The sequence below is a fragment of the Sphingomonas brevis genome, assembly GCF_023516505.1.
GTDB classification, from domain to species: Bacteria; Pseudomonadota; Alphaproteobacteria; order Sphingomonadales; family Sphingomonadaceae; genus Sphingomicrobium; species Sphingomicrobium breve.
Genome location: NZ_JAMGBB010000001.1, coordinates 1,835,853 through 1,859,367, shown reverse-complemented (window position 1 = coordinate 1,859,367; position 23,515 = coordinate 1,835,853). Strand labels below are relative to the sequence as shown.

Genomic DNA, 23,515 nt, shown 5'->3' with positions numbered 1-23,515 from the left:
GGAATGCAGATCGACCCTGCCCCGCCGTCAAATCACGCTCAAGGCGCCGCGCGCCTGCTGATCATCGAGCCGAACCGAAGCGCGCTATCGGTGCTGGCCAAGCGGCTGGGCGAAGCGGGCTACCGCATCATCGGTTGCGACAATGCCGCCAATGCCACCGCCGAAATGCTGCGCCTGCCGGTCGACCTGGTGCTGGCCGAGCTGCGCATGGCACCGGTCAGCGGTGTCGGGCTGACCCGGCTGATCCGCGACGACACGGTGCTCAAGGATACGCCCGTCATCCTGATCACCGGGCGGACCGACAGCGGCGGCGCGGTCGAAGGCTTTCTTGCCGGGGCCGACGATGTCGTCGCCAAGCCATTTCATTTCGAAGTGCTGGCGGCCCGCATCGCCCGCCGCATTTCCCGCGCGCGTTCGGTCAAGGAGCTGCGCGCCGACAATGCGACCCTCGATGCGCGGGTCGTCACCCGCTCGATCGAGCTTGGCGAAATCCGCGCGGCGCTGATGGAAAGCGAAGCCGAGCGGCTGCGCCTGCAACAGCTGATTATCCGCGACTAGCGAGAAATTCCTCGATCTTCGGCCGAAGGTCGTCGCGCCCGAGCGCGATGGCCAGGTTGGCCAGCACGAAACCGGCCTTGTCGCCGCAGTCATGCCGGACGGCGTCGACCTTCAACGCGTGAAATGGCTGCTTGCCGATCAGCTGCGCCATTCCGTCGGTCAGCTGGATCTCGCCGCCGGCGCCGCGCTCGCCGCGGCCAAGGATGCCCATCAATTCAGGCTGGAGTATGTATCGCCCGACGACGCCGAGCCGCGACGGGGAGTCCTCCGGTTTTGGCTTCTCGACCAGCCCGAGCACTTCCGTCGCCGCGCCGTTGGCCGCGCCCGGCGTGATAATGCCGTAGCTGTCCGTCTTGTCCGCCGGAATCTCCTGGGCGCAGATGATGTTTCCACCGAGCTCGGCATAGGCGTCGACCATCTGCTTCAGGGCGCCCGGTTTTCCGATCATCAAATCGTCCGGCAGCAAGACCGCGAACGGTTCGTCGCCGACAATGTCTCGCGCACACCAGACCGCGTGGCCGAGGCCTAGCGGTTGTTGCTGCCGGACGGAGACGATTTCACCATAATTCGCTTTGGCTGGCGCAAGTGCGTCGAGGCTCTTGCCGGCCCTTTCCATGGTCACTTCAAGTTCGAAGCCGACATCGAAATAGTCGACCAGTGCGGATTTGCCGCGGCCGGTGACGAAGATCATCTGCTCGATTCCGGCCTCGCGCGCCTCGTCGACAGCATATTGGATCAACGGCCGGTCAACGACCGTCAGCATCTCCTTCGGCATGGTCTTGGTCGCCGGAAGCAGGCGTGTACCAAGCCCGGCGACGGGGAAGACCGCCTTGCGAACGGATTTGGTCAACGCCGCGGCTCCTGATTGTCGGGGCCGGTGGTGCTGGGCGTCGCCGCTTCGCCGTCGACCGGCGGCGGAGCGTTGCTGCCGTCAGCCGGTGGCAGGTCGAACCGGTCGGCGGTGCGCACATCGCCGCGCTTGTTGAGTTCGTCGACCCGCTTGGGCGCGGCCTGAGGCGGCAAGTCGAGCAGCTCCTCGGCGCTAAGTGGACGGCTGGCGAGCGCCGGCTTCTGGGGCAGGCTTTGACCCGTTTTAGGCTGGAGATCGGAGACCTTGCCACAGGCCGCCAGCGCCAGGATCAGTGCAGCTACGGCCAGGCGGTTCATCATTCTCCCTTTCGTGCGGCAATCTCTGCCCGTGCCGCGGTAATGGCTTCACGTACCCGCTCCGGTGCCGTCCCGCCAGCCGATTGGCGAGCCGCGACCGACGCTTCGACCGACAGCCGGGGCAGGGCGCGCTGGTCGATGCGCGGATCGACAGCCTGAAGCTCGCCAAGGCTCAGCTGGTCGAGCGCTATGCCGGCCGCTTCCGCCGAGGCTACGGCTCGGCCGGCGATGTGGTGGGCCTCGCGAAACGGGACATTCGCCTCGCTTACCAGCCAGTCGGCGAGGTCGGTGGCAGTGGCATGGCCCGCGGCGGCGGCCGCCCGCATCCGTTCTGGCGAAAACTCAAGGTCGCAGATCATTCCGGCCATCGCGGCGAGGCTAAGTTCGAGTAGATCGTGCGCGTCGAACAGCGGCGGTTTGTCGTCCTGCAGGTCCTTGGCATAGGCCAGCGGCAGACCCTTCAGCAGCACCAGGAGCGCGACAAGGTCGCCAACAATTCGCGCGCTGTGGCCCCGGACCAGTTCGGCCGCGTCGGGGTTGCGTTTGTTGGGCATGATCGACGAGCCGGTCGACCAGGCGTCGGGCAATCTGACGAAGCCGAATGGTTGCGATGCCCACAGGACAATCTCCTCGGCGAGCCGCGACAGATGCACTGAGCAGAGCGCCGCGGCATGGAGATAATCGACGACGAAATCGCGGTCGCTGACCGCGTCCAGGCTGTTGGCTGTCGGCCGGTCGAAACCAAGCGCGGCCGCGGTTTCGTCGCGGTCGATCGGAAAGCCGGTGCCGGCCAGAGCAGCGCTGCCCAGCGGCGACTGGTTCATCCGCGCCCGGGCATCGACGAACCGGCTGCGGTCCCGCGTCAGCATTTCGCGATAGGCGAGGAGATGATGGCCGAGTGTCACGGGCTGGCCCGATTGCAGGTGAGTGAAGCCCGGCATGACGTCGGCCGCATGCTGTTCGGCCCGGGCCAGCAATGCCGATTCGAGAGCGTCGATACCGCGGATCGCATCGTCGATCGAACGGCGGACGAACAGTTTGAAATCGGTCGCGACCTGGTCGTTACGCGACCTTGCGGTATGCAGCCGTCCGGCTGCATCGCCGATCAGTTCGGACAGGCGATGCTCGATGTGCATGTGGATGTCTTCCAGCGCCGGATCCTCGACCAGCTCTCCCGCCCCGATCTCGGCCGCTATCTGCAGCAGGCCATTGTCGATTGCCGCCGCATCGTCGGCGGAGAGAATGCCCCGCTTGCCCAACATTGCGGCATGGGCGCGGCTGGCGGCAATGTCTTCGCGCCACAAACGCTTGTCGATGGCGATCGAGGCATTTATCTCGCGCATCACCGCGGCCGGGCCGCCGCCAAAGCGCCCGCCCCACATTTGATTGGAGTCGCCCGTGCGGCTGATTGTTTGTCTCCTGATTGCCATGTCGCTACCGATGATCGCAGGCTGCGATAGGCAAAAGGCCGATGCGCCTCAAGCACCGGCGGCCGATACGCAGGAAGCGAAGGGCGTCGACCGCAGCCACAAGGGCGAAGCGGCGCCGACCGTCAAGTTCAAGAATCCCGACGGCGGCGACTTCGACTTGGCCAGGTTCAAGGGAACCCCGGTGCTGGTCAATCTATGGGCCAGCTGGTGCGCGCCCTGCATCAAGGAGCTGCCGACGCTGCAGCAGCTGGAGCAAGCCAATGCCGACGCGGGCAAACTCGGGATCATTGCGGTCAGCCAGGACATGGCGCCGCAGGGGTCGGTCGAGGCCTTTCTCGGCGAGCGCGACATCGGCCGCTTCGCCGCCTATCACGACGCCGACATGAAGCTTAGCTCGGCACTTGGCGTCCAGATCATGCCGACCACCATCCTCTACGATGCCGACGGCAAGGAAGTGTGGCGCTATATCGGCGACCTCGACTGGACGAGTGCGGAAGCGGCTAAGCTGCTTGCCGAGACAGTCCCGTCGAAAGGCGCCTGACCAGCCGGCCGTCGATCGCCGCTAGGCCCAGCGCGATCAGCGCCAGGCCGATGAAATCCTGCGGGGCCAGCACTTCGCTGAGGAACAGGCTGCCAAACAGGATTGCGAACGGCGGGACCAGCAGGGTCACCAGCAGAGCGTTGGTCGCGCCGGCCGTCTCGATCAGTCGGAAATAGAGTACATAGCCAAATGCCGTGCACAGCAGCGCCAGGGCGACGATCGCGCCCCAGGCAGTGATCGGCGGGAACGGCTGGGTCCAGGGCTGATCGACCAGCAGCGCAAGGGGGAGCATCATCAGCGCACCAGCGGTCAGCTGGCCGGCGGTGACCGACATTGGCTTCAGCCCCATTCGGCGGAACCGCCGCGCCCAAACTGCTGCGAAGGCGTAACATAGCGCCGCCGCGATGCAGGCCAGCTGGGCAAGCGCATCGGTGCCGACGTTGGCCAGCAGCATCGGCCCGATCATCGTCGCCACGCCGGCAAAGCCGAGCAGGACACCGGCGATCTTGCGCGGCGTCATCCGCTCGTCGGCAGTGAAGAAATGGGCGACTAGAACGCCCCAGATCGGGGTCGTGGCATTGAGGATGGAGGCAAGGCCGCTGGCAATATGGGTCTGGCCCCATCCGAACAAAGCGAATGGCAGGGCATTGTTAAGCAGTGCCAGCACCGCGACCGAACCCCACACTTCGCGCGGCAAATTCAGCTTCTCGCCCTTAAATTTCAGGAACAACATCATGGCGCCCGCGGCGATGGTCAGGCGCAGCCAGACATAGGTCAGTGGATCGACATGACGCACGGCGACGCCGATGAACAGGAAGGCGCCGCCCCAGATCACCGCCAGGACAAGCAGGACCGCCCATTCGCGGCCGGTCATTTCCTGGTTGATCATCGACGTTGCGTAGGCGCCCGCGACGGGCTTCGCGTCCCGTCCCTTGCGGTCAAATAGTTCCTTGCTGAGCGTGGCCATCGGCAAACTCCTGTTCGCTTATGGCATTTAAAGAGAATCCTCTCTGCGGACCAACCAAAGCCGGTCGATCGGCAATAAGCCACGCTTATTGAGCGTCCTCAGTCTCTTAGTAACTCGTTGATGCTGGTCTTGGACCGGGTCCGTTCGTCGACCCGCTTGACGATCACGGCGCAGGCCAGTGCGGGCCCGCCCTTGTCGCTTGGCAAGGTCCCGGGGACGACCACCGAATAGGCTGGAACGCGGCCGTACATCACCTCGCCGCTGGCGCGGTCGACGATCTTGGTCGAAGCACCGAGGAATACGCCCATCGACAGCACCGCGCCTTCTTCGACGACGACGCCCTCGGCGACTTCGGACCGGGCGCCGATGAAGCAACCATCCTCGATGATGACCGGCCCGGCCTGGAGCGGCTCCAGCACGCCACCGATGCCGGCGCCGCCGGAAATATGGACGTTGCTGCCGATCTGGGCGCAGCTGCCGACCGTCGCCCAGGTGTCGACCATCGTCCCCTCACCGACGCGTGCGCCGATATTGACGAAGCTCGGCATCAGCACCGCACCCGGCGCGACATAGGCTCCGCGGCGGACGATCGCACCGGGAACCGCCCGGAAGCCTGCCTCGGCGAACTGGCCCGGCCCCCAGCCGAGGAATTTGGACGGCACCTTATCCCACCAGGGCGCGCCTCCGGGTCCGCCGGCAATCGATTCCATCGGATTAAGGCGGAAGCTCAGCAAAACCGCCTTCTTGAGCCACTGGTTGACCCGCCAATCGCCATCGACCTTCTCGGCGACGCGCTCCTCGCCGCTGTCGAGCGCAATGATCGCGGACTCGACCGCGGCCCTCAACGACCGGTCGCCGGGATCGATCGAATCGCGCCGCTCCCAGGCTTCTTCGATGATCGATTGCAGGTCGGTCATGTCTCAACGTCTCCAAGCATGTCCTCAAGCCATTCGCCGACATCGGTGATGGTGAGGTCGATATAGTCCGGGTGATGGCCGTGATTGCCGCGTTCGGAGCCATTGTCGACCCACACGGTGGTCATTCCCAGCTTTTTCGCGGGCCTCAGATTCTGCGCCATATCCTCGACCATCGCAGCATGGGCGGGATCGATGCCGAACCGGTCGATCAGCAGCCGGTAGCCATGATCGTCCGGCTTGGGACGAAGCTCGGCGGCGTGGATGTCGTGCAGCTCGGCGAAATATTCTCCGATCCCCAATGCCTCGAGTATACGGCGTGCATATGGCTCATCGGCATTGGTGTAGACGATCTTGCGGCCAGGCAGCCGGCCGAGATTTAGCGCCAGCCGATCGTCGCGCGAGACTCGGTCAAGCGGGATGTCGTGGACGTCATTGAGGAACTCATGCGGGTCGACCCGATGCTCGCGCATCAACCCGGCCAGCGTCGTTCCGTGCTCGTGGAAATGCGCTTTCTGGACGCGCTTGGCCTCGACTGGATCGACCCCAAGCAGGCGCTCGATAAAGGCGCCCATCCGCTGGTCGATCAGCTCGAACAGGCCGGTCGACGCCGGATAGAGGCAGTTGTCGAGGTCGAAGATCCAGTCGGTGGTCGACGCAAACAGGTTCGAATAGGGCGGTTTCATCGAGATATTGCCTCTACCCACCTTGACCGTTTCAGCAAAATGAAAGCTATTGTTGGCCATAAGCACTTGTGGGAAAGCTGTTAAGTTCCAACGGCTTGTCGGGGAGTTTGCGATGAGTAACCGGTTGTTGGGGTCGACGGCGTGCGCGCTAATGCTGGCCCTTTCGGCATGTGGCGGCGGCGGTGGCGGCGGCGGAATCGGATCGACTCCAACGCCAACGCCGACCCCAACTCCCACGCCGACTCCTACTCCCACACCGACTCCGACTCCGACGCCAACTCCCGGGACCAACTTCGACACGGCCGAGTATCAGCGATCCAACGGCGCGGTGACCTCGGGCGCGATCGTCGCGTGGCAGCAGGGCGCGACAGGCCAGGGCGTCAAGATCGCCATCGTCGACAGCGGCATCAACCCAAACCTCAATGAGTTTGCCGGCCGCATCGACCCTGCGAGCCGCGATGTTGCCAGCAACCGGCCGCTTAGCGACCAGGCCGGGCACGGCACCGCGGTAACCGCAACCGCAGCGGCTGCGCGCAACGATGCGCAAAATGTCGGAGTAGCGTTTGACGCCACCATCCTGTCGTTTCGCGCCGACGCTCCGGGCAGCTGCACAACCGCGTGCGAATTCTTCGACAGCGCGATCGCTAACGGCATCAATGCCGCAACGGACGCCGGCGCCAAGGTGATCAATCTGTCGCTCGGCGGCGACCCACCAGGAAGCGCACTGCTCTCGGCAATGCAACGCGCGGTAAATGCCGGGATCGTACTGGTGATCTCCGCTGGCAACGATGGCCTGGACCCGACCAAGGCCGCCAATGCCGATCCGTTCGCCCTGGTGCCGGCGCAATTTTTCCCAGGACGGGTGATTATCGCTGGTGGGCTCAGTAGCAACACCGACGTGCTGGCCAGCTTTTCGAACCGGGCAGGTGCGGGCCAGCAATGGTATCTGGCGGCGCTCGGCACCAGTGTCCGGACGATCAACGAGACCGGCGCCGGCATCACCGCGTCGGGGACGAGCTTTTCCGCGCCGATCATTACCGGCGCCGTGGCCCTGATGGCGCAGGCATTCCCAAATCTCAGCGGGCAGGAAATCGTCCAGATTCTGTTCGATACCGCCGACGATCTGGGCATTGCCGGAGATGACGCGACATATGGACAGGGGCGCTTGAACATCACTCGCGCATTCCAACCCGTAGGCGCCACCAGCCTGGCCGGCACCGAGCAGTTGGTTACCGACGAAACCACGGCGAGCGACCTGCCGGAGGTAGCCGGCGACGGCGCCCAGACCGGCCTCGGCGTGATCATTCTCGACGGCTACAGCCGCGCATTCGCAATGGACCTCGCCAAGGGCCTGCACAAAGCCGAAGGCCGCAAGCCACTTGCGCAGGCACTGTCGGGCCACGTCCGGTCGTCGGCCGCGACGGCCGGGCCGCTATCGATCGCGATGAGCGTTGCAGAGCGCCCCAACTCGCTCGGCATTGTCGATCTCAACCAGATGGGGATCGGCCCCGACGATGCTCGGAAGTCGCGGCTGGTTGCCGGGTCGGCGATCGCCAGGCTCGATTCCAGGAGCAAGCTGGCGTTCGGATTCTCCCAGGGCGCCAAGGCGATTGAGCGGCAGCTGACAGACGCTGAGGCGGGTGCTTTCCTGGTCGCCCGCGATGTCAGTGCCGATCCGGGCTTTGAGGCCCGTCGGGGGGCAAGCATGGCGCTGCGGCGTAACCTTGGCTTCGCCGGACTTACGGTGACGGCCGAACAGGGCCATGTTTGGCGGAGCTTCCGAACCGATCTCGACGAATCACCCTATCGCCTGGCCGGCATGACACTCGATCGGCGTTTCGGCGACCAGACGTGGGCTTCGCTCGGGGTCAGCCGGCTGGAAGAACGGGAAACCTTGTTGGGCGGCAGGCTTGGACAGTTGTTCGGGGGTGGCGGATCGTCGAGCCTGTTCGTCGACTTGGAAGCACGTCGCAATCTGGGGTCAGGCTGGTCGTTGAGCCTTATGGGCCGGCGCGGCTGGACCGATTTTGCCGGAGGCAGTTTCCGCACCGGCGCCTATTCGCTGGATCTCGCCAAGTTCGGGCTGCTCGGCGATTCCGATCGGCTGGGATTGCGCGTCGCCCAGCCACTGCGTGTGGAGCGAGGCGGGATCGCGATGATGCTGCCAACGGCCTACGACTATGCGACCGAGAGCGAGACCAACTGCATGTCCCGCCTGAGCTTCACGCCTTCCGGCCGCGAAATCGATGCCGAGCTCAGCTATTCGACATCGCTCGGCGGCGGCTGGCTGGGAAGCAATTTGTTCGTCCGGCGGCAGCCGGGTCACGTCGCGTCGGCCGACCCCGACGTCGGCGCCGCGATCCGATACAGCCTCGGCTTCTGACCGCTCAGGATGATGGCGGTGCCCGCCGCCCAATCCCCGGGAGCAGCATGCCGACCCGGCTGCGATACTCCTCATATTCGCGGCCGAAATAGCTGATGAGGTCTTTCTCCTCATAGCTGATGGCGATCAGCATATAGATCGACATGCCGATGCTCAGCAGCAGATGGCCGTAGCTCATGTGCGGCGTAGCCCAGAAGGCGAGGAAGAAGCCCAAGTAGAGCGGGTGACGGACCCATTTGTAAAGCAAGGGCTGGCGGAACACCGGCGCCGCTGCTTCGCGGCCGGTCAGGTGAAGCCATGCCTGCTGCAATCCGAACAGCTCAAAATGATTGATGAGGAAGGTGGAAAGAAGCACGATCCCCCATCCCGCCAGGAACAGGGCCCAGATAATCGTCTGGCCGAGCGGGTTGGCGACGTCCCACACCACTCCGTCGATCGGCCGCCAGAAGCTGAACAGGATAATCAGCGCGGCACTTGCCATCAGCACATAGACGCTGCGTTCGATCGGCTTCGGCACCGTCCGGGTCCAGGCCTTCTTGAACCCCTGGCGCGCCATCACGCTATGCTGGACGCCGAACAGCGCAATGAGGGCGACGTCGGTTATTACCGCCATTCCGACCGAACCGACCGGTCCCTTGTCGACGGTCAGCGGCAGGCCGGCGAGATTGCCGACGAATCCGATCAGATAGAGAAATGTGGCGAAGAAAATCGCATAGGCGATGGCTGAGAAGGTGAGAAATAGCGCACGCATGGCAAGCCCCCTTGCTGCAATTCGTGATGGTTGCGCGATAACACCAATTTTGGCCTGTGACGATTAGCCTTGGTTAGGGGCGCACTTCGCGGAACTTGACTGGCACCATGCAGCCATTCCCGTCGAGCCGGTAGACGGCCGCATAAGTTTCAGCCGGCGGCAACTCGGCCAGTTTCCTGGGTTTCGCCGGATCGGCGGTCCAGACGCTTCCGTTGCGCGTGAAATGGCTGGTCGCCTTCGGACAATCGGCCGTCGGCTTTTGCAGCGGCGCGGATTTGGCGGGAAGGGTCGCGCTGGATGCCGCGACGATCATCGCTATTGGAAAGAGGATGCGCATGTCATTCTCCCTTCCCGTATCGCTTAACAGATTTTCGCTTAGACCGTGAAGCTTTCGCCGCAGCCGCAGGCGCCCTTGGCGTTGGGGTTTTCAAACACGAAGCCGGCGGCGAAATCATCCTCTCGCCAATCCATCCTGCTCCCGATCAGATAGAGGATCGACGCGCCGTCGACGTAGAAGATGCCGCCGGGCGTTTCGATCTTCTCGTCGAACTTGTCTTCTGCGGTCACATAGTCGACCGAATATGCCAGCCCGGAACAGCCACGCCTTGGGGTCGACAGCTTGACGCCGATCGCGCCCTCGGGCGCCTTGGCCATCAGCTCGGCGACGCGCGCTTCCGCGGCCGGCGTCAGAGTGATCGCGGCCGGACGCGCCGCCCGGACTTTACGTTCCTGGTTCATAACATTCCTAACTCGAGGCGCGCTTCGTCGCTCATTTTCGAAGGATCCCAGGGCGGATCCCACACCAGCTTGACCTCGGCGTCGCGGATGCCGGGCACCGACAGGACGCACAGCTCCACCTCGCCCGGCATCGATTCCGCGACGGGACAATTGGGCGTCGTCAGGGTCATGGTGACTATGGCATCGCCATCATCACTGATCGCCACGTCGTAAATCAGGCCCAGCTCGTAGATATCAACCGGGATTTCGGGATCGTAGATCGACTTCAGCGCCTCGATCACGGCTTCCTGCAACCGGCCGCCGGGGCCACCCTCATCGGGTGCCGGTTTCTTCTCGGCAAGGAAGCCGGCGAGATAGTCGCGCTTGCGCCCAAATGTCTCGGCAGGCGTCTCGGGAGTTACGCGAGCGCGCGGCGGGGAGCCGACGCCGTCGACCTCTTCCACCTCGATCTTTTTCTCTTCGCCCATCGTCATCCGAAAATCCGTTTCACCCAAAAATTCGTTTAACAGCGTGAAGTCCCTTAACCAGCGCCTCGATGTCGCTTGCGTCGCTATGGGCGGCGAAGCTGGCGCGTGCTGTCGCTGGCACGCCGAGATAGTCCATCAACGGCTGGGCACAATGGTGGCCCGCGCGAACCGCCACGCCATGATCGTCAAGAATAGTGCCGATGTCGTGCGGATGCACGCCGTCCAGCGCGAAGCTGACGATGCCAGCGCTGTCTTCCGGGCCGAACAGGGTAACGCCCGGAACGGTGCGCAGCGCGGCGCGGGCCTCGGTCACCAGCGCACTTTCATGCGCGTGAAGCGCGTCGAGCCCGATGTCGCGCGTCCAGTCGATCGCCGCATGGAAACCGACCGCGCCTGCGATGTGGGGCGTTCCGGCCTCGAACCGCGACGGAGCAGGAAGGTAAGTGGTCTTCTCGAACGTCACGCGATCGATCATCGCGCCGCCGCCCTGCCATGGCGGCATCGCGTCGAGCAGATCCTTGCGCGCCCACAGCGCGCCGATCCCGGTCGGCCCGTAAATCTTGTGCGCCGAGAAGGCGTAGAAGTCGGCGCCGATCGCGGCGACGTCGACCGGCAATCGCGGCGCGGCCTGGCATCCGTCGAGCAGCAGCCTGGCGCCGACCTTGTGCGCGATGGCGGCGGCGCGCCTTGCGTCGAGGATCGAACCGAGCACGTTCGACACATGGGCGAAGGCGACGATCGCATGCTCGTCGCTCGCCATGCGTTCGGCGGCATCGAGGTCGATGCGACCGTCCTCGGTCAGCGGTACGACGTCGATGTCGTAGCCCGCCAGCTGCCACGGAACGATATTGCTGTGATGCTCCAGCTGACTGAGCAGCACCCGCTTGCGGTCCCCATTGCGATAGCGTTGCGCGACCAGGTTGATCGCCTCGGTCGCGCCGCGCGTGAAGACGACCTCATGCTCCTCCCCGCCGATCAGCGAAGCAGTTGCGGCACGGGCGGCCTCGAAGCTGGCGGTCATCGCCGCCGAGCGTTCGTAGACGCCGCGATGGACCGTCGCATAATCATGGCCGTAAGCGCGGGTGATGGCGTCGATCACCGACTGCGGCTTCTGGGCCGTCGCGGCGCTGTCGAGATAGTGCCAGCCGGGCGGGATCGCGGGGAATTGGTCGCGCACGGCGAGTGCCGAATTCAAAGGTGCTTGGACGTTCACGCGGCCACCTGCTTCAGCGCCTTGCGAGCCATGTCGGCAATGCCTTGGTCGTCGCCGTCAATCTCGTCCCACAGGCCGGCAATAAAGCCTTCGAGCAGCAACGCTCGTGCGCTCACGGGATCGAGCCCGCGCGCGGCGGCGTAGAACAGCTGGTTCCTGTCCAGCTCGCCGACCGTCGCGCCATGGGCGCATTTCACATCGTCCGCGAAAATCTCCAGCTCGGGCTTGGCATTGGCGGTCGCACCGCGATCGAGCAGCATTGCCTTGACCGATTGCTCGGCGTCGGTCTGCTGGCCTTCGCGCGCCACTTCGATCTTGCCGAGGAAGCTGCCGGTGGCCTTGTCGCCAAGCACGCTGCGGATGGTCTGGTGCGAGGTCGCACCCGGCGCGATGTGGCGAGCGGTGGTGACGATCTCCAGCGTCGAATTTCCGCCGCCGATGTTGGCACCATAGAGCGCGAAATCGGCTCCTTCATGCAACGTCACGTCCAGCTCGACGCGGCCGTAACGCGTCGCATTGTTGAGTACGAAAATGCGCGCGGCCGCGCCGGGCTCCAGCACCATCTCGACGCGCCGAACGTCGACTTCATCGCCGCTCGGCAGCCAGATTTGCTGCAGTCTTTGCTGCGCAGCAATTTCGACCCGTTCCGGCGCGGACAGCTCGCTCCACACCGACGCCAGCGCGTCGATATCGGCGTAGCGATAGGCCTCCAGTTTGCGGGTCGGGAGCGCGGTCATGCAGCCGCCTCCGCATAGCCTTCGCGTTCCAGTTCATGCGCCAGTTCCGGACCGCCCGAACGCACGATTTTTCCGCGCGACAGCACATGCACCTTGTCCGGCGTTACATAGTCGAGCAGCCGCTGGTAATGCGTGATCAGCAGCACCGACTTTTCCGATCCGCGCATGATCGAATTGATGCCCGCACCGACCGCCTTCAGCGCGTCGATGTCGAGACCGCTGTCAGTCTCGTCGAGGATTGCGAGCCTGGGGTCCATGATCCCCATCTGCACCATTTCGGCGCGCTTTTTCTCGCCGCCGGAAAAGCCGACATTGACCGGGCGCTTGAGCATCTCGGCATCCATGCCGAGCAACGCCGCCTGCGCCTTCGCCAGCTTGATGAATTCGGCGCCGCTCAATTCCTTTTCGTCCCGCGCGCGACGCTGAGAATTGAGGCTTTCGCGCAGGAACTGGAGGTATGAGACGCCGGGGATTTCGACCGGATATTGGAAGCCGAGGAACATGCCCGCCGCGGCGCGCTCGTGCGGTTCCAGTGCAAACAAATCCTGCCCGTCATAGGTGGCCGATCCTTCGGTCACTTCATAGCCAGGCCGCCCGCCGAGCACATAGGCGAGCGTCGACTTGCCCGCGCCGTTGGGGCCCATGATCGCATGAATCTCGCCGGCCGGAACGGTCAGCGTCAGCCCGTTCAATATCGGCTTGCCGGCGACGGTCGCGTGGAGGTTTTCAATCTTGAGCATCAAAAGCCCTTCACAATCCACGAGGTGACTTCTGCGCCCGCATCCCGGTCTTCCGCGATCCGCAGATAGTCTGGCGAGTTGAGAAATGTGCGGGCAGCATCTTCGCTGTCGAACCTCAGCACGACGATCTTTTCGACGTCGGAACTTGGGCCAGACATTTGCAGGGGTTCCTCGGCGGCCGCCAGCACTGCGCCGCCGCTGCCGTGGAAGACGGCAGGGAACGCCGCGGCATAGCGGTCGTACCGGTCTTTATCCTTGAAACGGATCGTGGCGACGACGAGAGTCCGGGACATCATCCGACGCTCCCCTCAAGGCTGATGCCGAGCAGCTTCTGCGCCTCCACCGCGAATTCCATCGGCAGCTGTTTGAGCACCTCGCGGGCGAAGCCGTTGACGATCAGCGCCACTGCGCTTTCGGCATCGAGACCACGCGCCATGGCATAGAACAGCTGGTCCTCGCTGATCTTCGACGTAGTCGCTTCATGCTCGATGGTCGCGGTCGGGTTCCTGACCTCGATATAGGGTACGGTGTGGGCACCACATTCGCTGCCCAGCAGTAGTGAATCGCACTGGGTGAAATTGCGGACATTTTCCGCGCCCGGAAGCACGCGCACCAGCCCGCGATAGGTGTTGTTCGATCTTCCAGCGCTGATGCCCTTGGACACGATCGTCGAGCGTGATCCCGCGCCGATGTGGACCATCTTGGTGCCGGTGTCGGCCTGCTGCATATTGTTGGTCAGGGCGACCGAATAAAATTCGCCGACGCTATTCTCGCCTTTCAGGATGCAGCTTGGATATTTCCAGGTGATTGCGCTGCCGGTTTCGACCTGGGTCCAGCTGACCTTCGATCGCGCGCCGCTGCAAAGGGCGCGCTTCGTGACGAAGTTGAAGATGCCGCCCTTGCCCTCGGCGTCGCCCGGATACCAGTTTTGGACGGTCGAATATTTTACCTCGGCATCCTCATGCGCGAAGATTTCGACCACCGCCGCGTGCAGCTGGTTTTCGTCGCGCATCGGCGCCGTGCAGCCTTCGAGGTAGCTGACGTAGCTGCCCTTGTCGGCGACGATCAGGGTGCGTTCGAACTGACCGGTATTTTCGGCATTGATGCGGAAATAGGTGCTGAGCTCCATCGGGCAGCGGACGCCCTCTGGCACATAGACGAAGGTGCCGTCGGAAAAGACCGCGCTGTTCAAACAGGCGAAATAATTGTCGCGCTGCGGAACGACCGAGCCGAGATATTGGCGGACCAGCTCAGGATATTCGCGGATCGCCTCGCTGATCGACAGGAAGATGACGCCGGCCGCCTTCAGCTCCTCGCGGAATGTGGTGGCAACCGACACGCTGTCGAACACCGCGTCGACCGCTACCTTGCGCGCGCCTTCGACTCCGGCGAGCACCTTCTGCTCCTCGATCGGGATGCCAAGCTTTTCATAGGTGCGGCGGATTTCCGGATCGAGCTCGTCGAGCGAAGCAAGCTTGGGCTTGGCCTTCGGCGCAGCGTAATAATAGGCGTCCTGGTAATCGATCGCGGGGATGGTGAGCTTGGCCCAGTCGACCTCTTCCATCTCCAGCCAGGCGCGATACGCCTTGAGCCGCCAATCGAGCATCCACTCCGGCTCGCCCTTCTTGGCCGAGATGAAGCGGACCGTATCCTCATTGAGGCCCTTGGGCGCGAATTCCTGCTCGACGTCGGAAACGAAGCCCCACTCATAATCCTGCGCGATCTTCTCGCGGATTTCCTGGTTCTTGACCGCCTCGTTCATTGCGCAAGCTCATTCAGCGTCACTCGATTTAGCGAGGTCCGTATAGCGTCGCCGACAATGCTCATATGCGGTTTGACGCGGCAGTGCGTGTCGAGCGCGCATTCGTGATTGATGCCGTCGGCGCACATGGTGAGCACGATCGGCCCTTCGACCGCCTCGACAATGTCGGCGAGGGTGATCTGGTCGACCGGGCGTGCCAGGGCATAGCCTCCGCCGGCTCCGCGCTGGCCGACCAGCAGGCCATGCGCCGCCAGCTTCTGCATCAGCTTTTGAGCAGTCGGAAGCGGTACACCGGTGTCGTCGCTAAGCTCGGTCGCCGACAGGCGCGCGCAAGGTTCGCGGCGCGCGGCGGCGGTCATCATTACGACCGCATAATCGGCAAGATGGGTGAGTCGCATGGCTAATCGGAGCTTTCCAGTCCGATTTAGTCCTTTGCATGGCGAAAAACAACCAAAGTCATTGCGAGGAGCGTCAGCGATGCGGCAATCCATGGATTGCTTCGCTTCGCTCGCAATGACAGACGAACGACCAATGGCCCTCTACAAGCTCATTCGACCGCTCGCCTTCGCGCTCGACGCCGAAACCGCGCACCGCGCGGCGGTCAAAGCCCTTTCCTTCGCGCCTCAATTGCCGATGCCGGCATTCCCACCGATATTATCGCAGATTGTTGCCGGCCTGCGCTTCGCCTCGCCAGTTGGCCTCGCGGCGGGGTTCGACAAGGACGCCGAGGTGCCCGATGCGATGCTCCGCCTCGGATTCGGCTTCGTCGAGATCGGCACGGTCACGCCCAAACCGCAGGCCGGCAATCCGCAACCCCGGCTGTTCCGGCTCAAGGAAGACCGGGCGGTGATCAATAGCATGGGGTTCAACAGCCAGGGCCAGGCGGCTGCGCTGGCGCGGCTCAAGCGGCGTCGGCGGATCGGCATCGTCGGGGTCAATATAGGCGCAAACAAGGATAGCCCTGACCGTATCGAAGATTACGCGGCGGGCGTGCGGGCGATGGCGCCGGTGGCAGATTACCTGACCATCAACATCAGCTCGCCCAATACGCCGGGCCTGCGCCAGTTGCAGGACGAAGGCGCCCTTCGATCATTGCTGTCGGCGGTGCAAGGCGCACGGACGGAGGGCGGGCCGCCAATCTTCCTGAAGGTAGCGCCAGACCTTGGCGAGCATGAGCCCGACCAGATCGTCCGCATCGCGATCCAGCATGGAATGGATGCGATCATCATTGCCAACACGACCATTTCGCGCCCGCCATTGCTATCGAAATATCGCGGCGAGGGTGGGGGACTTTCCGGCGATCCCCTCAAGTCGCTGGCACTCGGCGCGCTGCGCCGGTTCCGCGCGGCCAGCGGCGGTGCAATTCCACTGATCGGGGTTGGCGGCATCGCTACGGCCGACGACGCGTGGGAACGGATCCGCGCTGGCGCGTCGCTCGTCCAGCTCTATTCGGCGATGGTCTATGAGGGCCCCGGCATCGCCCGGCGCATCGCAGACGGCTTGGTTGAACGCCTCAATCGCGCTGGAATGAGCAGCATTGCGGAGGCAGTGGGAAGCGGCTAGCCCAACGCCGATGATTGCCCGTTCCTGGACCCTATTGGCTGCCCTGGCGCTCGGCGCCTGCACCACTGTCGCCACCACCCCATCCGCTAATCCGCCGGCGCTCGTCCCGGGCATGGTCAGCGCCGCCGACCCGCGGGCGGCGGAGGCTGGAGCCGAGATTTTGCGCCAGGGTGGCAGCGCGACCGACGCCGCGCTGGCGACGCTTCTGGCGTTGAACGTGGTCGAACCGCAAAGCTCGGGCATCGGCGGCGGCGGCTTTCTGGTTCATAGCGACGCGGGCGGCGCAGTCGATACATTCGACGGGCGCGAAGAGGCGCCGATGGCGGCGACTCCAACCTGGTTCTATGCCGACGGCAAGCCTTTGCCGATCGAACAAGCCATCCCCGGCGGCCGCAGCGTCGGCGTTCCGGGCAATGTGCGGATGATGGCGCTGGCCCATGCCCGCCATGGCAAATTGCCGTGGAAGGCGCTGTTCGGTCCGGCCATACGCCTTGCCGGCGAAGGCTATATCCTCTCGCCGCGCGGCCGGCGGATGCTCGCCGGAGATGCCGAAACCGGAGCGCTGACCGCCGAGGGGCGGGCGATTTACTACCTTCCCGACGGAAGCCCGAAGCCGGTCGGTACGCGTATCACCAATCCGGCCTTTGCGCGCTTCCTGACCCAGCTCTCGGAGCAGGGGCCTGACAGCTTCTATGTCGGCCCCAACGCACAGGCGATCGCCGCGGCCGTAGCCGGCGCTCCGCGCAACGCGGCGCCAATGACGGTTGGCGACATTGCCGCCTATGATGCCAAGCAGCGGGCACCTGTCTGCGGGACTTATCGCAGTTATCGCATCTGCGGCATGGGGCCGCCCTCGTCAGGTGCGACGACGGTGTTCGCGATCCTCAAGCAGCTCGAGCGCTTCGACCTGAAAGCGCTTGGCAAGGATAATCCCGCCAGCTGGCATCTGTTCATTGAATCGATGCGGCTCGCCTATGCCGATCGCGCCCGCTACCTCGGCGATGCCGACTTCGTCCGGGTTCCGGTCGCCGGCCTCACCGATGCGCAATATCTGGGCCAACGATCGGCATTGATCTCGGCGGACGCGACAATGGCGTCGGTCAGCGCCGGAACGCCGGCGGGCGCCCCGCAACTGGCCTCGGCTGCGGAGCAGGCTGAGCATGGCACGTCTCACTTTGTCGCCGCCGACGCCGCCGGCAATGTCGCCAGCCTCACCTCGACCATCGAGAGCAGCTATGGCTCCGGCCTGATGGTCAACGGCTATTACCTCAACAATGAGCTGACCGACTTCAACATCGTCCCCGACAAGGACGGCGCTCCGACCGCCAACCGGGTCGAAGCGGGAAAGCGGCCGCGCAGCTCCATGTCGCCGACCATCGTTTTCGCGCCTGACGGCAAGGTTCGGCTGGCGATCGGCGCGGCTGGCGGCTCGACGATCATTGCCCAGGTCGCCAAGGCGATCGTCGGCGTAATCGATTGGAATTTGCCGGCGCAGGACGCGATCGCACTTCCGCTGGTTTACGCACCCGGCGGCACCACGGTCTATATCGAGCGGGGCAATGCCCTCGACGCGATCACGCCGGGGCTCCGTGCATTGGGCCACTCCGACATTCAGGTCGGCGACCTGTACCTCAAGGCCAATGCCCTGGAGTGGAAGAACGGCCATTGGGTCGGCGCCGCCGATCCGCGCAGCGAAGGTGCAGCCGTCCAGCAATAGGGGAGAGCGATGGCCGAAAGGTCGAAGACGGAGCTGGAGAAGTTTCCAAACCTCGTCACCATGTTCCTGACGAGGGCGCGCGAAAGGAGCGGCCGCCCATTCCTGTCGAGGAAAGTGGACGGCAAGTGGCAGTCGATCAGCTATGCCGAGGCCGCGCGCCATGTGGCGGCACTTGCCGACAGCCTGCGCAGAATGGGATTGAAGCCCGGCGACCGGGTGATGCTGGTCAGTGAAAACCGGCCCGAATGGCTGGTCGCGGATCTCGGCATCATGGCCGCCGGCTGCGTCACCGTGCCGACCTACATCACCAACACTACCCGCGATCACCAGCATATCCTCGCCAATAGCGGCGCCAGCGCGGTGATCGTTTCGACCCAGAAGCTGGCCAAGAATCTGCTGCCCGCCGTGCTGTTCGCGTCGGAATGCCGCCACGTCATTTCGATCGACGACATCATCACCGGCCAGTCTCCGGACGTCGCGCACTTCCACCATTGGCATGACCTGATCGCCGGAGGGTCCGACATCGCCGAGCTTGAAAGGCGCATGGCGGCCGTGACGCGCGAGGACCTCGCCTGCATCATCTACACCAGCGGTACCGGCGGCGCTCCGCGCGGGGTGATGCAGCACCACGGCATGATCCTCCACAATGCCGAGGGGTGCACCGATGTCATCGCCAACGATTTCGGTTGGGACGACGAGATATTCCTGTCGTTTCTTCCGGCGTCCCATGCCTACGAGCATACCGGCGGCCAGCATTTCCCGATCTCGCTTGGCGCCGAAATCTATTACGCCGAGAGCCTCGAAAAGCTTGCTGCGAATATCGAGGAAGTGCGCCCGACGATCATGGTCGTCGTGCCGCGCCTGTTTGAGATGCTTCGCGCCAAAATCCTGAAGCAGGTCGAAAAGGACGGCGGGATACCTGCCTATATGATGGGCCGCGCGATGAGCATCGAATCCAAGCGCTACTCCGGACGATCGGTGCCCTGGGACCTGCCGATGGATGGCATCCTGTCGCTGACCCTGAGGCGCAAGGTCCGCAAGAAGTTCGGCGGCCGGATGAAGGCGATGGTGTCAGGCGGGGCGCCGCTCAATCCTGACGTCGGCTTGTTCTTCCAGGCGATGGGCCTGCCGATGTTGCAAGGCTACGGCCAGACCGAGGCCGGGCCGGTGGTCAGCTGCAACCGCCCAACGGCCGGCATCCGAATGGAAACCGTCGGCCCACCACTCAAGAACACCGAGGTCCGCATTGCCAAGGACGGCGAGATCATGGTCCGCGGCGAGCAGGTGATGCAGGGCTATTGGCACAATATCGAGGAAAGCGAGCGCGTCCTGAAGGACGGATGGCTCGCGACCGGCGACGTCGGCCATCTCGACGACAAGGGCCGGATCGTTATCACCGACCGAAAGAAGGACCTGATCGTCAACGACAAGGGCGATAACGTCTCTCCTCAGCGCGTCGAGGGCATGCTCACTTTGCAGCCTGAAATCCTGCAGGCGATGGTCTACGGTGACCGCCAACCCCACCTGGTCGCCCTCCTGGTTCCCGACCCCGAGGAGTTGAAGGGGTTCCAGGACGATCCCGAGGGGATGCAGCGCGCGCTCAGCAAGGCGGTCGACCGGGTCAATGCCGATCTCAATGTCATCGAGAAGGTGCGCCGCTTCATCCTCGCCGACGAGGCCTTTTCGGTCGAGAATGAACAGTTGACGCCCTCGCTGAAGATCCGCCGGCACGTGATTGGCGGGGTTTATGGCGAACGGCTGGACGCGCTCTACAAAAGGTAGCCGACGTGGCTGTCCGGGGGACAGCCGTGTCGCACCTTTCTAGCCCTTCGACTTGGTGTAAGGGACAAACGGGCCGAACACGCAGGCACCGCCACTGGTCCGCGATTGCAGGTCGATCAACTCGTTGATGTCGCCATCGCACATCTGGCTGGTGCCGACCTGGCGCGCGACCAGCGTTCGCGAACCGCTCGCAAGGCCCGGGCAGCCGCCGCGCGGATTCTGGACGTAGACGGTGCTTCGTCCACCCTCGGTATAGAGGATCGTGAAATCGTCGATCACGCGCATTTCCGCCGTCGGGAAATTGCTGATGCAACGCTGCGGCGTTCCGGCAACTCGGCCGGCCAGCGCGTCAGTAAGCTTCTGGGAAGCCTCGGGGCTGCGGGATGATTGTTCGGCTGGCGCGGTCGAACAGGATGACACGGCAATTCCGGACAGCATGATTCCCGCCATCATCGGCACTTTCATCGGCGTGACTCCATTGGTTGGCGCGGCCTAGCCGCCCGTCTTTGTATAGGGCACGAAAGCGGAGAATACGCAGGACCCGCCACCGATGCCGGTGTGCAGGTCGACGGTGTGATTAATATCGCCGCTGCATAGCCGGTTCGTGCCGTAAAGCCGGCTCACCAGCGTATTGCTGCCGCTGGAAATGCCGGGGCAACCGCCATGCGGGTTTTGGACGTAAACCGTCCGGCCTTCCCGAAACAGGATCGTCCAATCGTCGATTATCTGCATGTCGGACGTTCGAAAGTTGCCGATGCAACTCACCGGCTTTCCGGCCGTCCGTCCGGCCAGCGCCTTGGATAATTCCTGCTCGGCCTCCGGGCTACGGGTTTGTTGGCCTGCCGGAGCGGAACATGATGCAACCAGGGCCGCACCGGCGAGTCCGACCAACATCTTGGCAAATTGCGACATAGCAGTCCTTCAGCAGGCTATTTGATCCGGCGGTATGGGACAAACTCCCCAAAGGTGCAGTGACCGGCCTGGAAACCCGTTCCCACATCGACCAGCTGGTTGATGTCGCCCGAACAAATCTCTCCGCTGCCGAATTTGCGCGTCACCAGGGCGTATTTGCCATCTTCAATCCCAACACATTCGCTCCGCGGCTTCTGCACGTAGATTGTGCTCTGATCGCGGAACAAGATTGTCCAGTCGTCGATCACCCGCATCTTGGCCTGGCCGCGAATATTCTGGATGCAGTTGACCGGCTGACCCGCCGTCCGGCCTTCCAGCGCCTTGGCGAGTTTCTGCGATGCAGCGGGCGTTGGGGCGACTTCCGCCTGGCTGGCCGAAAGGGTCGCGAGCGCGCACAGGGCGCCGATCATGGTGAGTGTTGGGACCCGCAGCTTCATCGCGACTCTCCTTTGAAAGTGCCATCATCCTAAACGCGTGAGCCTGAACTTAGGCCGAACGAAATTCATCCTTCGCGCGGCGCAAATCCGCGAAATGTTCGGTGTCTCGCGCCAACAGGAAGGGGTTGGTTGCCCGCTCCTCCCCAACCGTTGTCGGAACTGTCGGGCGTGCAGAGGCTCGCTCTTGTTCAACGTGCGCCAGGCGAGCAGCGATTTCGCGGTTTTGGGGAAAAGCGTGAGCGGCGAACCGGGCGTTCGCCAGCGTATATTCGTGCGCGCAAAATAGCCTGGTGTCGGCCGGCAATCCGGCGAGGCGGCCGAGCGAATAATGCATCTGCTCCGGCGTGCCTTCGAACAGGCGGCCGCAACCCATGACGAACAGCGTGTCGCCGACAAATGCCACCCGGTCACCGTCGAAGACGTAGGCAATATGGCCCAGCGTATGCCCCGGCACCTCCCACACCTCGGCCCGATGCGCACCGAGCGACACATGGTCGCCTTCCTCCAGCGCGACATCCAGCCCCGGGATCCGGCCATTCTCGCCGGCCGGGCCAATGATCCTGGCTCCGGTCTTTTCCTTGATCGCCAGATTGCCGCCGGTGTGGTCAGGGTGCCAATGCGTATTGAAGATTCTGGTGATCCGCCAGCCGCGACGTTCGGCTTCGGCGAGCACCGGGGCCGGATCGCCCGGATCAACCACCGCGGCCTCGCCGCTGTCCGCGTCATGCACCAGCCACAGATAATTGTCGGCGAAGGCCGGGACGGCAACGATTTCCAGCGCCGACGCCATCACCAGCTCCCCACATTGGCCATCGAGGTCCAGGGCTCGGCCGGCTCGAGGTGCCCCTTCTGCAGCAGCTCGATCGAGATGCCATCGGGGCTTTTCACAAACGCCATATGGCCGTCGCGCGGCGGCCGATGGATCGTCACGCCATTGTCCATGAGCTTCCGGCAGGTGGCGTAGATATCGTCGACCCGGAACGCTAGGTGGCCGAAGTTGCGCCCGCCAGCATAGCCGGTCTCGTCCCAATTGTGGGTCAGCTCGACCTCGCCGCCGTCGTCGCCCGGCACACCCATGAAGATGAGCGTGTATTTGCCCTCGGGCACTTCCATGCGCCGTCGCTCTTCAAGGCCGAGCAGTTGAAAGAATGCAACAGTGGATTCGGGATCTGAGACCCGGAGCATCGAATGGAGGAATTTCACTTTAGCCTTACTCCGTTCATCGCTATATATGCACGGTTCGTCGACGGTTCGTGACCGGCAATCCTGTCCGGTGGCCGTCCTTGAGTGACGACGAACCGAGAGAGTCGTTCCATGTTAGAGCGATTTCAAGGTGATCGCGCCGCTTTGCTCGGCGCGGTAGGTATTTTTTCACTTGCGATGGTGGGTAGCGGCTATTTGCTCGGCGACGGTCTTCGCCGGGCCAAGATGGCCGACCGGTCGGTCAGCGTGCGCGGCGTATCGGAGCGCGACGTCACGGCCGACCTTGCTACCTGGACGGTCAGCTTTTCCGAGAAGGGAGACACGCTCGCGCCGGTTCAGCAGACGGTCGATCGCCAGGCATCCGCGGTTCGTGAATTTTTTCAGCGCGCGGGCTTCAAGCCGGACGAAATCAGGGACACCGGAATCAGCGTCAACCAGAGCTATTACTATGAGCGCAAGGAAGACAAGGTCACGGTCAGCCGGTCGATCCAGCTCAAGAGCCGCAAGGTGATGGCGGTGCAAGCGGCCAATTCTCGCCAGGCCGATCTCATCCGGGCCGGCGTGCCGATAAATTCGAGCGACCTCAATTACACGTTCACCAAGCTCAACGACATCAAGCCGGCGATGATCGCGGAAGCCAACCAGGCGGCGCGGCGCAACGCCGAGCAATTCGCCAAGGATAGCGGCGCCAGTGTCGGCGCGATCAAGAGCGCCAGCCAGGGATATTTCTCTGTCGGGCCGCGGGACGGAGACAGCGAGCGGGAGGGCGATTCCGGCGGTTCCGGGTCACCCTTCCAGAAGATTCGCGTGGTGACTACGGTCGATTACGACATCGACGCCGGCTAGG

General features: G+C 63.7%; 28 protein-coding genes. 7 read left to right on the top strand and 21 right to left on the bottom strand.

The window, feature by feature from the left end; all coding sequences use genetic code 11:
- Nucleotides 1–3: 3 nt before the first annotated feature.
- On the top strand, nt 4–558 hold the full coding sequence (locus tag LZ518_RS09570) for a response regulator (RefSeq protein WP_249915765.1): 555 nt from the start codon (nt 4–6) through the stop codon (nt 556–558).
- Here LZ518_RS09570 and LZ518_RS09565 read toward each other — a convergent pair.
- Genes LZ518_RS09565 through argH form a run of 3 tightly spaced genes read right to left on the bottom strand, consistent with a single transcriptional unit; the run spans nt 545 to nt 3,155 of the window.
- Nucleotides 545–1,408: a UTP--glucose-1-phosphate uridylyltransferase gene (locus tag LZ518_RS09565; RefSeq protein WP_249915764.1), complete on the bottom strand. Its 864-nt coding sequence runs from the start codon at nt 1,406–1,408 to the stop codon at nt 545–547. The two genes, LZ518_RS09570 and LZ518_RS09565, sit on opposite strands and share 14 nt — an antisense overlap.
- Nucleotides 1,405–1,728: a hypothetical protein gene (locus LZ518_RS09560; RefSeq protein ID WP_249915763.1), complete on the bottom strand. Its 324-nt coding sequence runs from the start codon at nt 1,726–1,728 to the stop codon at nt 1,405–1,407. The genes LZ518_RS09565 and LZ518_RS09560 overlap by 4 nt, the downstream gene beginning before the upstream one ends.
- Nucleotides 1,725–3,155 (bottom strand): argininosuccinate lyase, encoded by a 1,431-nt coding sequence (gene argH, locus LZ518_RS09555; RefSeq protein WP_431358217.1) that lies wholly within the window; start codon nt 3,153–3,155, stop codon nt 1,725–1,727. Before argH ends, LZ518_RS09560 begins: the two co-directional genes overlap by 4 nt.
- Nucleotides 3,156–3,165: 10 nt before the next feature.
- Here argH and LZ518_RS09550 point away from each other — a divergent pair, with 10 nt between their 5' ends.
- The gene (locus LZ518_RS09550; protein WP_249915762.1) at nt 3,166–3,696 is read left to right on the top strand and encodes a TlpA family protein disulfide reductase; all 531 of its coding nucleotides are present in this window, start codon (nt 3,166–3,168) and stop codon (nt 3,694–3,696) included.
- Here LZ518_RS09550 and LZ518_RS09545 read toward each other — a convergent pair.
- The 3 genes from LZ518_RS09545 to LZ518_RS09535 all read right to left on the bottom strand — a co-directional run bounded on the left by LZ518_RS09545 (nt 3,656) and on the right by LZ518_RS09535 (nt 6,263).
- Entirely contained in the window at nt 3,656–4,663 is a 1,008-nt protein-coding gene (locus tag LZ518_RS09545; protein WP_249915761.1) for a DMT family transporter, read from the bottom strand. The genes LZ518_RS09550 and LZ518_RS09545 overlap by 41 nt on opposite strands.
- Nucleotides 4,664–4,761: 98 nt before the next feature.
- On the bottom strand, nt 4,762–5,580 hold the full coding sequence (gene dapD / locus LZ518_RS09540) for a 2,3,4,5-tetrahydropyridine-2,6-dicarboxylate N-succinyltransferase (protein WP_249915760.1): 819 nt from the start codon (nt 5,578–5,580) through the stop codon (nt 4,762–4,764).
- On the bottom strand, nt 5,577–6,263 hold the full coding sequence (locus tag LZ518_RS09535) for a pyrimidine 5'-nucleotidase (RefSeq protein WP_249915759.1): 687 nt from the start codon (nt 6,261–6,263) through the stop codon (nt 5,577–5,579). Before LZ518_RS09535 ends, dapD begins: the two co-directional genes overlap by 4 nt.
- Nucleotides 6,264–6,375: 112 nt before the next feature.
- Between LZ518_RS09535 and LZ518_RS09530 the strand changes: the two genes are divergently transcribed.
- Nucleotides 6,376–8,646, top strand: coding sequence for a S8 family peptidase (locus LZ518_RS09530; RefSeq protein ID WP_249915758.1), 2,271 nt, complete (start codon nt 6,376–6,378; stop codon nt 8,644–8,646).
- A 4-nt stretch (nt 8,647–8,650) separates the two neighbouring features.
- On the opposite strand, the gene mddA is transcribed toward LZ518_RS09530, so the two are convergent.
- The 10 genes from mddA to LZ518_RS09480 all read right to left on the bottom strand — a co-directional run bounded on the left by mddA (nt 8,651) and on the right by LZ518_RS09480 (nt 15,452).
- Entirely contained in the window at nt 8,651–9,397 is a 747-nt protein-coding gene (gene mddA, locus LZ518_RS09525) for a methanethiol S-methyltransferase (protein WP_249915757.1), read from the bottom strand.
- Between the two features lie 73 nt (nt 9,398–9,470).
- Nucleotides 9,471–9,734 carry a hypothetical protein gene (locus tag LZ518_RS09520; protein ID WP_249915756.1) on the bottom strand — a complete coding sequence of 88 codons (264 nt, stop codon included), beginning with the start codon at nt 9,732–9,734 and terminating at the stop codon, nt 9,471–9,473.
- A gap of 38 nt (nt 9,735–9,772) precedes the next feature.
- Complete coding sequence (locus tag LZ518_RS09515; RefSeq protein WP_249915755.1) at nt 9,773–10,135, bottom strand: HesB/IscA family protein; 363 nt, start codon at nt 10,133–10,135, stop codon at nt 9,773–9,775.
- Complete coding sequence (locus LZ518_RS09510) at nt 10,132–10,602, bottom strand: SUF system Fe-S cluster assembly protein (protein ID WP_249916542.1); 471 nt, start codon at nt 10,600–10,602, stop codon at nt 10,132–10,134. Before LZ518_RS09510 ends, LZ518_RS09515 begins: the two co-directional genes overlap by 4 nt.
- 19 nt (nt 10,603–10,621) lie before the next feature.
- Nucleotides 10,622–11,797, bottom strand: a complete 1,176-nt coding sequence (locus LZ518_RS09505) for a cysteine desulfurase (protein WP_249916541.1) — start codon at nt 11,795–11,797, stop codon at nt 10,622–10,624.
- A 14-nt stretch (nt 11,798–11,811) separates the two neighbouring features.
- Nucleotides 11,812–12,552 carry a SufD family Fe-S cluster assembly protein gene (locus LZ518_RS09500; protein WP_249915754.1) on the bottom strand — a complete coding sequence of 247 codons (741 nt, stop codon included), beginning with the start codon at nt 12,550–12,552 and terminating at the stop codon, nt 11,812–11,814.
- A complete protein-coding gene (sufC, locus tag LZ518_RS09495; protein ID WP_249915753.1) occupies nt 12,549–13,292 on the bottom strand; it encodes a Fe-S cluster assembly ATPase SufC in 744 nt (247 codons plus the stop codon). The genes LZ518_RS09500 and sufC overlap by 4 nt, the downstream gene beginning before the upstream one ends.
- Complete coding sequence (locus LZ518_RS09490) at nt 13,292–13,588, bottom strand: DUF1330 domain-containing protein (protein WP_249915752.1); 297 nt, start codon at nt 13,586–13,588, stop codon at nt 13,292–13,294. Before LZ518_RS09490 ends, sufC begins: the two co-directional genes overlap by 1 nt.
- Nucleotides 13,585–15,054, bottom strand: a complete 1,470-nt coding sequence (sufB, locus tag LZ518_RS09485) for a Fe-S cluster assembly protein SufB (protein ID WP_249915751.1) — start codon at nt 15,052–15,054, stop codon at nt 13,585–13,587. The genes LZ518_RS09490 and sufB overlap by 4 nt, the downstream gene beginning before the upstream one ends.
- Complete coding sequence (locus LZ518_RS09480; RefSeq protein ID WP_249915750.1) at nt 15,051–15,452, bottom strand: RrF2 family transcriptional regulator; 402 nt, start codon at nt 15,450–15,452, stop codon at nt 15,051–15,053. Before LZ518_RS09480 ends, sufB begins: the two co-directional genes overlap by 4 nt.
- Nucleotides 15,453–15,585: 133 nt before the next feature.
- On the opposite strand from LZ518_RS09480, the gene LZ518_RS09475 reads away from it, so the two are divergent.
- From LZ518_RS09475 to LZ518_RS09465, 3 genes are read left to right on the top strand one after another with little or no spacing between them, the layout of a single operon-like run.
- The gene (locus LZ518_RS09475) at nt 15,586–16,617 is read left to right on the top strand and encodes a quinone-dependent dihydroorotate dehydrogenase (protein WP_249915749.1); all 1,032 of its coding nucleotides are present in this window, start codon (nt 15,586–15,588) and stop codon (nt 16,615–16,617) included.
- A gap of 10 nt (nt 16,618–16,627) precedes the next feature.
- Nucleotides 16,628–18,334, top strand: a complete 1,707-nt coding sequence (ggt, locus tag LZ518_RS09470; protein WP_249915748.1) for a gamma-glutamyltransferase — start codon at nt 16,628–16,630, stop codon at nt 18,332–18,334.
- A gap of 9 nt (nt 18,335–18,343) precedes the next feature.
- On the top strand, nt 18,344–20,116 hold the full coding sequence (locus LZ518_RS09465; protein WP_249915747.1) for an AMP-dependent synthetase/ligase: 1,773 nt from the start codon (nt 18,344–18,346) through the stop codon (nt 20,114–20,116).
- Nucleotides 20,117–20,155: 39 nt separating this feature from the next.
- On the opposite strand, the gene LZ518_RS09460 is transcribed toward LZ518_RS09465, so the two are convergent.
- The 5 genes from LZ518_RS09460 to LZ518_RS09440 are packed head-to-tail and all read right to left on the bottom strand — an operon-like array spanning nt 20,156 to nt 22,668.
- Nucleotides 20,156–20,581: a hypothetical protein gene (locus LZ518_RS09460; protein ID WP_249915746.1), complete on the bottom strand. Its 426-nt coding sequence runs from the start codon at nt 20,579–20,581 to the stop codon at nt 20,156–20,158.
- 27 nt (nt 20,582–20,608) lie between these two features.
- Nucleotides 20,609–21,028, bottom strand: coding sequence for a hypothetical protein (locus LZ518_RS09455; protein ID WP_249915745.1), 420 nt, complete (start codon nt 21,026–21,028; stop codon nt 20,609–20,611).
- Nucleotides 21,029–21,045: 17 nt separating this feature from the next.
- Complete coding sequence (locus LZ518_RS09450; RefSeq protein ID WP_249915744.1) at nt 21,046–21,465, bottom strand: hypothetical protein; 420 nt, start codon at nt 21,463–21,465, stop codon at nt 21,046–21,048.
- Nucleotides 21,466–21,514: 49 nt separating this feature from the next.
- Nucleotides 21,515–22,255 carry a hydroxyacylglutathione hydrolase gene (gene gloB / locus LZ518_RS09445; RefSeq protein ID WP_249915743.1) on the bottom strand — a complete coding sequence of 247 codons (741 nt, stop codon included), beginning with the start codon at nt 22,253–22,255 and terminating at the stop codon, nt 21,515–21,517.
- Complete coding sequence (locus tag LZ518_RS09440) at nt 22,255–22,668, bottom strand: VOC family protein (RefSeq protein ID WP_249915742.1); 414 nt, start codon at nt 22,666–22,668, stop codon at nt 22,255–22,257. Before LZ518_RS09440 ends, gloB begins: the two co-directional genes overlap by 1 nt.
- Nucleotides 22,669–22,779: 111 nt before the next feature.
- Here LZ518_RS09440 and LZ518_RS09435 point away from each other — a divergent pair, with 111 nt between their 5' ends.
- Nucleotides 22,780–23,514 carry an SIMPL domain-containing protein gene (locus LZ518_RS09435; protein WP_249915741.1) on the top strand — a complete coding sequence of 245 codons (735 nt, stop codon included), beginning with the start codon at nt 22,780–22,782 and terminating at the stop codon, nt 23,512–23,514.
- The last annotated feature ends 1 nt before the right edge of the window (nt 23,515 follow it).

Excerpts from the sequence above, each read along its gene's own strand:
- LZ518_RS09570 (WP_249915765.1), top strand. The coding sequence starts at position 4 with ATGCAGATCGACCCTGCCCCGCCGTCAAATCACGCTCAAGGCGCCGCG.
- LZ518_RS09560 (WP_249915763.1), bottom strand. The coding sequence starts at position 1,728 with ATGATGAACCGCCTGGCCGTAGCTGCACTGATCCTGGCGCTGGCGGCC.
- argH (WP_431358217.1), bottom strand. The coding sequence starts at position 3,155 with ATGGCAATCAGGAGACAAACAATCAGCCGCACGGGCGACTCCAATCAA.
- LZ518_RS09550 (WP_249915762.1), top strand. The coding sequence starts at position 3,166 with ATGATCGCAGGCTGCGATAGGCAAAAGGCCGATGCGCCTCAAGCACCG.
- LZ518_RS09545 (WP_249915761.1), bottom strand. The coding sequence starts at position 4,663 with ATGGCCACGCTCAGCAAGGAACTATTTGACCGCAAGGGACGGGACGCG.
- dapD (WP_249915760.1), bottom strand. The coding sequence starts at position 5,580 with ATGACCGACCTGCAATCGATCATCGAAGAAGCCTGGGAGCGGCGCGAT.
- LZ518_RS09535 (WP_249915759.1), bottom strand. The coding sequence starts at position 6,263 with ATGAAACCGCCCTATTCGAACCTGTTTGCGTCGACCACCGACTGGATC.
- LZ518_RS09530 (WP_249915758.1), top strand. The coding sequence starts at position 6,376 with ATGAGTAACCGGTTGTTGGGGTCGACGGCGTGCGCGCTAATGCTGGCC.
- mddA (WP_249915757.1), bottom strand. The coding sequence starts at position 9,397 with ATGCGTGCGCTATTTCTCACCTTCTCAGCCATCGCCTATGCGATTTTC.
- LZ518_RS09520 (WP_249915756.1), bottom strand. The coding sequence starts at position 9,734 with ATGCGCATCCTCTTTCCAATAGCGATGATCGTCGCGGCATCCAGCGCG.
- LZ518_RS09515 (WP_249915755.1), bottom strand. The coding sequence starts at position 10,135 with ATGAACCAGGAACGTAAAGTCCGGGCGGCGCGTCCGGCCGCGATCACT.
- LZ518_RS09510 (WP_249916542.1), bottom strand. The coding sequence starts at position 10,602 with ATGGGCGAAGAGAAAAAGATCGAGGTGGAAGAGGTCGACGGCGTCGGC.
- LZ518_RS09500 (WP_249915754.1), bottom strand. The coding sequence starts at position 12,552 with ATGACCGCGCTCCCGACCCGCAAACTGGAGGCCTATCGCTACGCCGAT.
- sufC (WP_249915753.1), bottom strand. The coding sequence starts at position 13,292 with ATGCTCAAGATTGAAAACCTCCACGCGACCGTCGCCGGCAAGCCGATA.
- LZ518_RS09490 (WP_249915752.1), bottom strand. The coding sequence starts at position 13,588 with ATGATGTCCCGGACTCTCGTCGTCGCCACGATCCGTTTCAAGGATAAA.
- sufB (WP_249915751.1), bottom strand. The coding sequence starts at position 15,054 with ATGAACGAGGCGGTCAAGAACCAGGAAATCCGCGAGAAGATCGCGCAG.
- LZ518_RS09480 (WP_249915750.1), bottom strand. The coding sequence starts at position 15,452 with ATGCGACTCACCCATCTTGCCGATTATGCGGTCGTAATGATGACCGCC.
- LZ518_RS09475 (WP_249915749.1), top strand. The coding sequence starts at position 15,586 with ATGGCCCTCTACAAGCTCATTCGACCGCTCGCCTTCGCGCTCGACGCC.
- ggt (WP_249915748.1), top strand. The coding sequence starts at position 16,628 with ATGATTGCCCGTTCCTGGACCCTATTGGCTGCCCTGGCGCTCGGCGCC.
- LZ518_RS09465 (WP_249915747.1), top strand. The coding sequence starts at position 18,344 with ATGGCCGAAAGGTCGAAGACGGAGCTGGAGAAGTTTCCAAACCTCGTC.
- LZ518_RS09460 (WP_249915746.1), bottom strand. The coding sequence starts at position 20,581 with ATGAAAGTGCCGATGATGGCGGGAATCATGCTGTCCGGAATTGCCGTG.
- LZ518_RS09455 (WP_249915745.1), bottom strand. The coding sequence starts at position 21,028 with ATGTCGCAATTTGCCAAGATGTTGGTCGGACTCGCCGGTGCGGCCCTG.
- LZ518_RS09450 (WP_249915744.1), bottom strand. The coding sequence starts at position 21,465 with ATGAAGCTGCGGGTCCCAACACTCACCATGATCGGCGCCCTGTGCGCG.
- gloB (WP_249915743.1), bottom strand. The coding sequence starts at position 22,255 with ATGGCGTCGGCGCTGGAAATCGTTGCCGTCCCGGCCTTCGCCGACAAT.
- LZ518_RS09435 (WP_249915741.1), top strand. The coding sequence starts at position 22,780 with ATGTTAGAGCGATTTCAAGGTGATCGCGCCGCTTTGCTCGGCGCGGTA.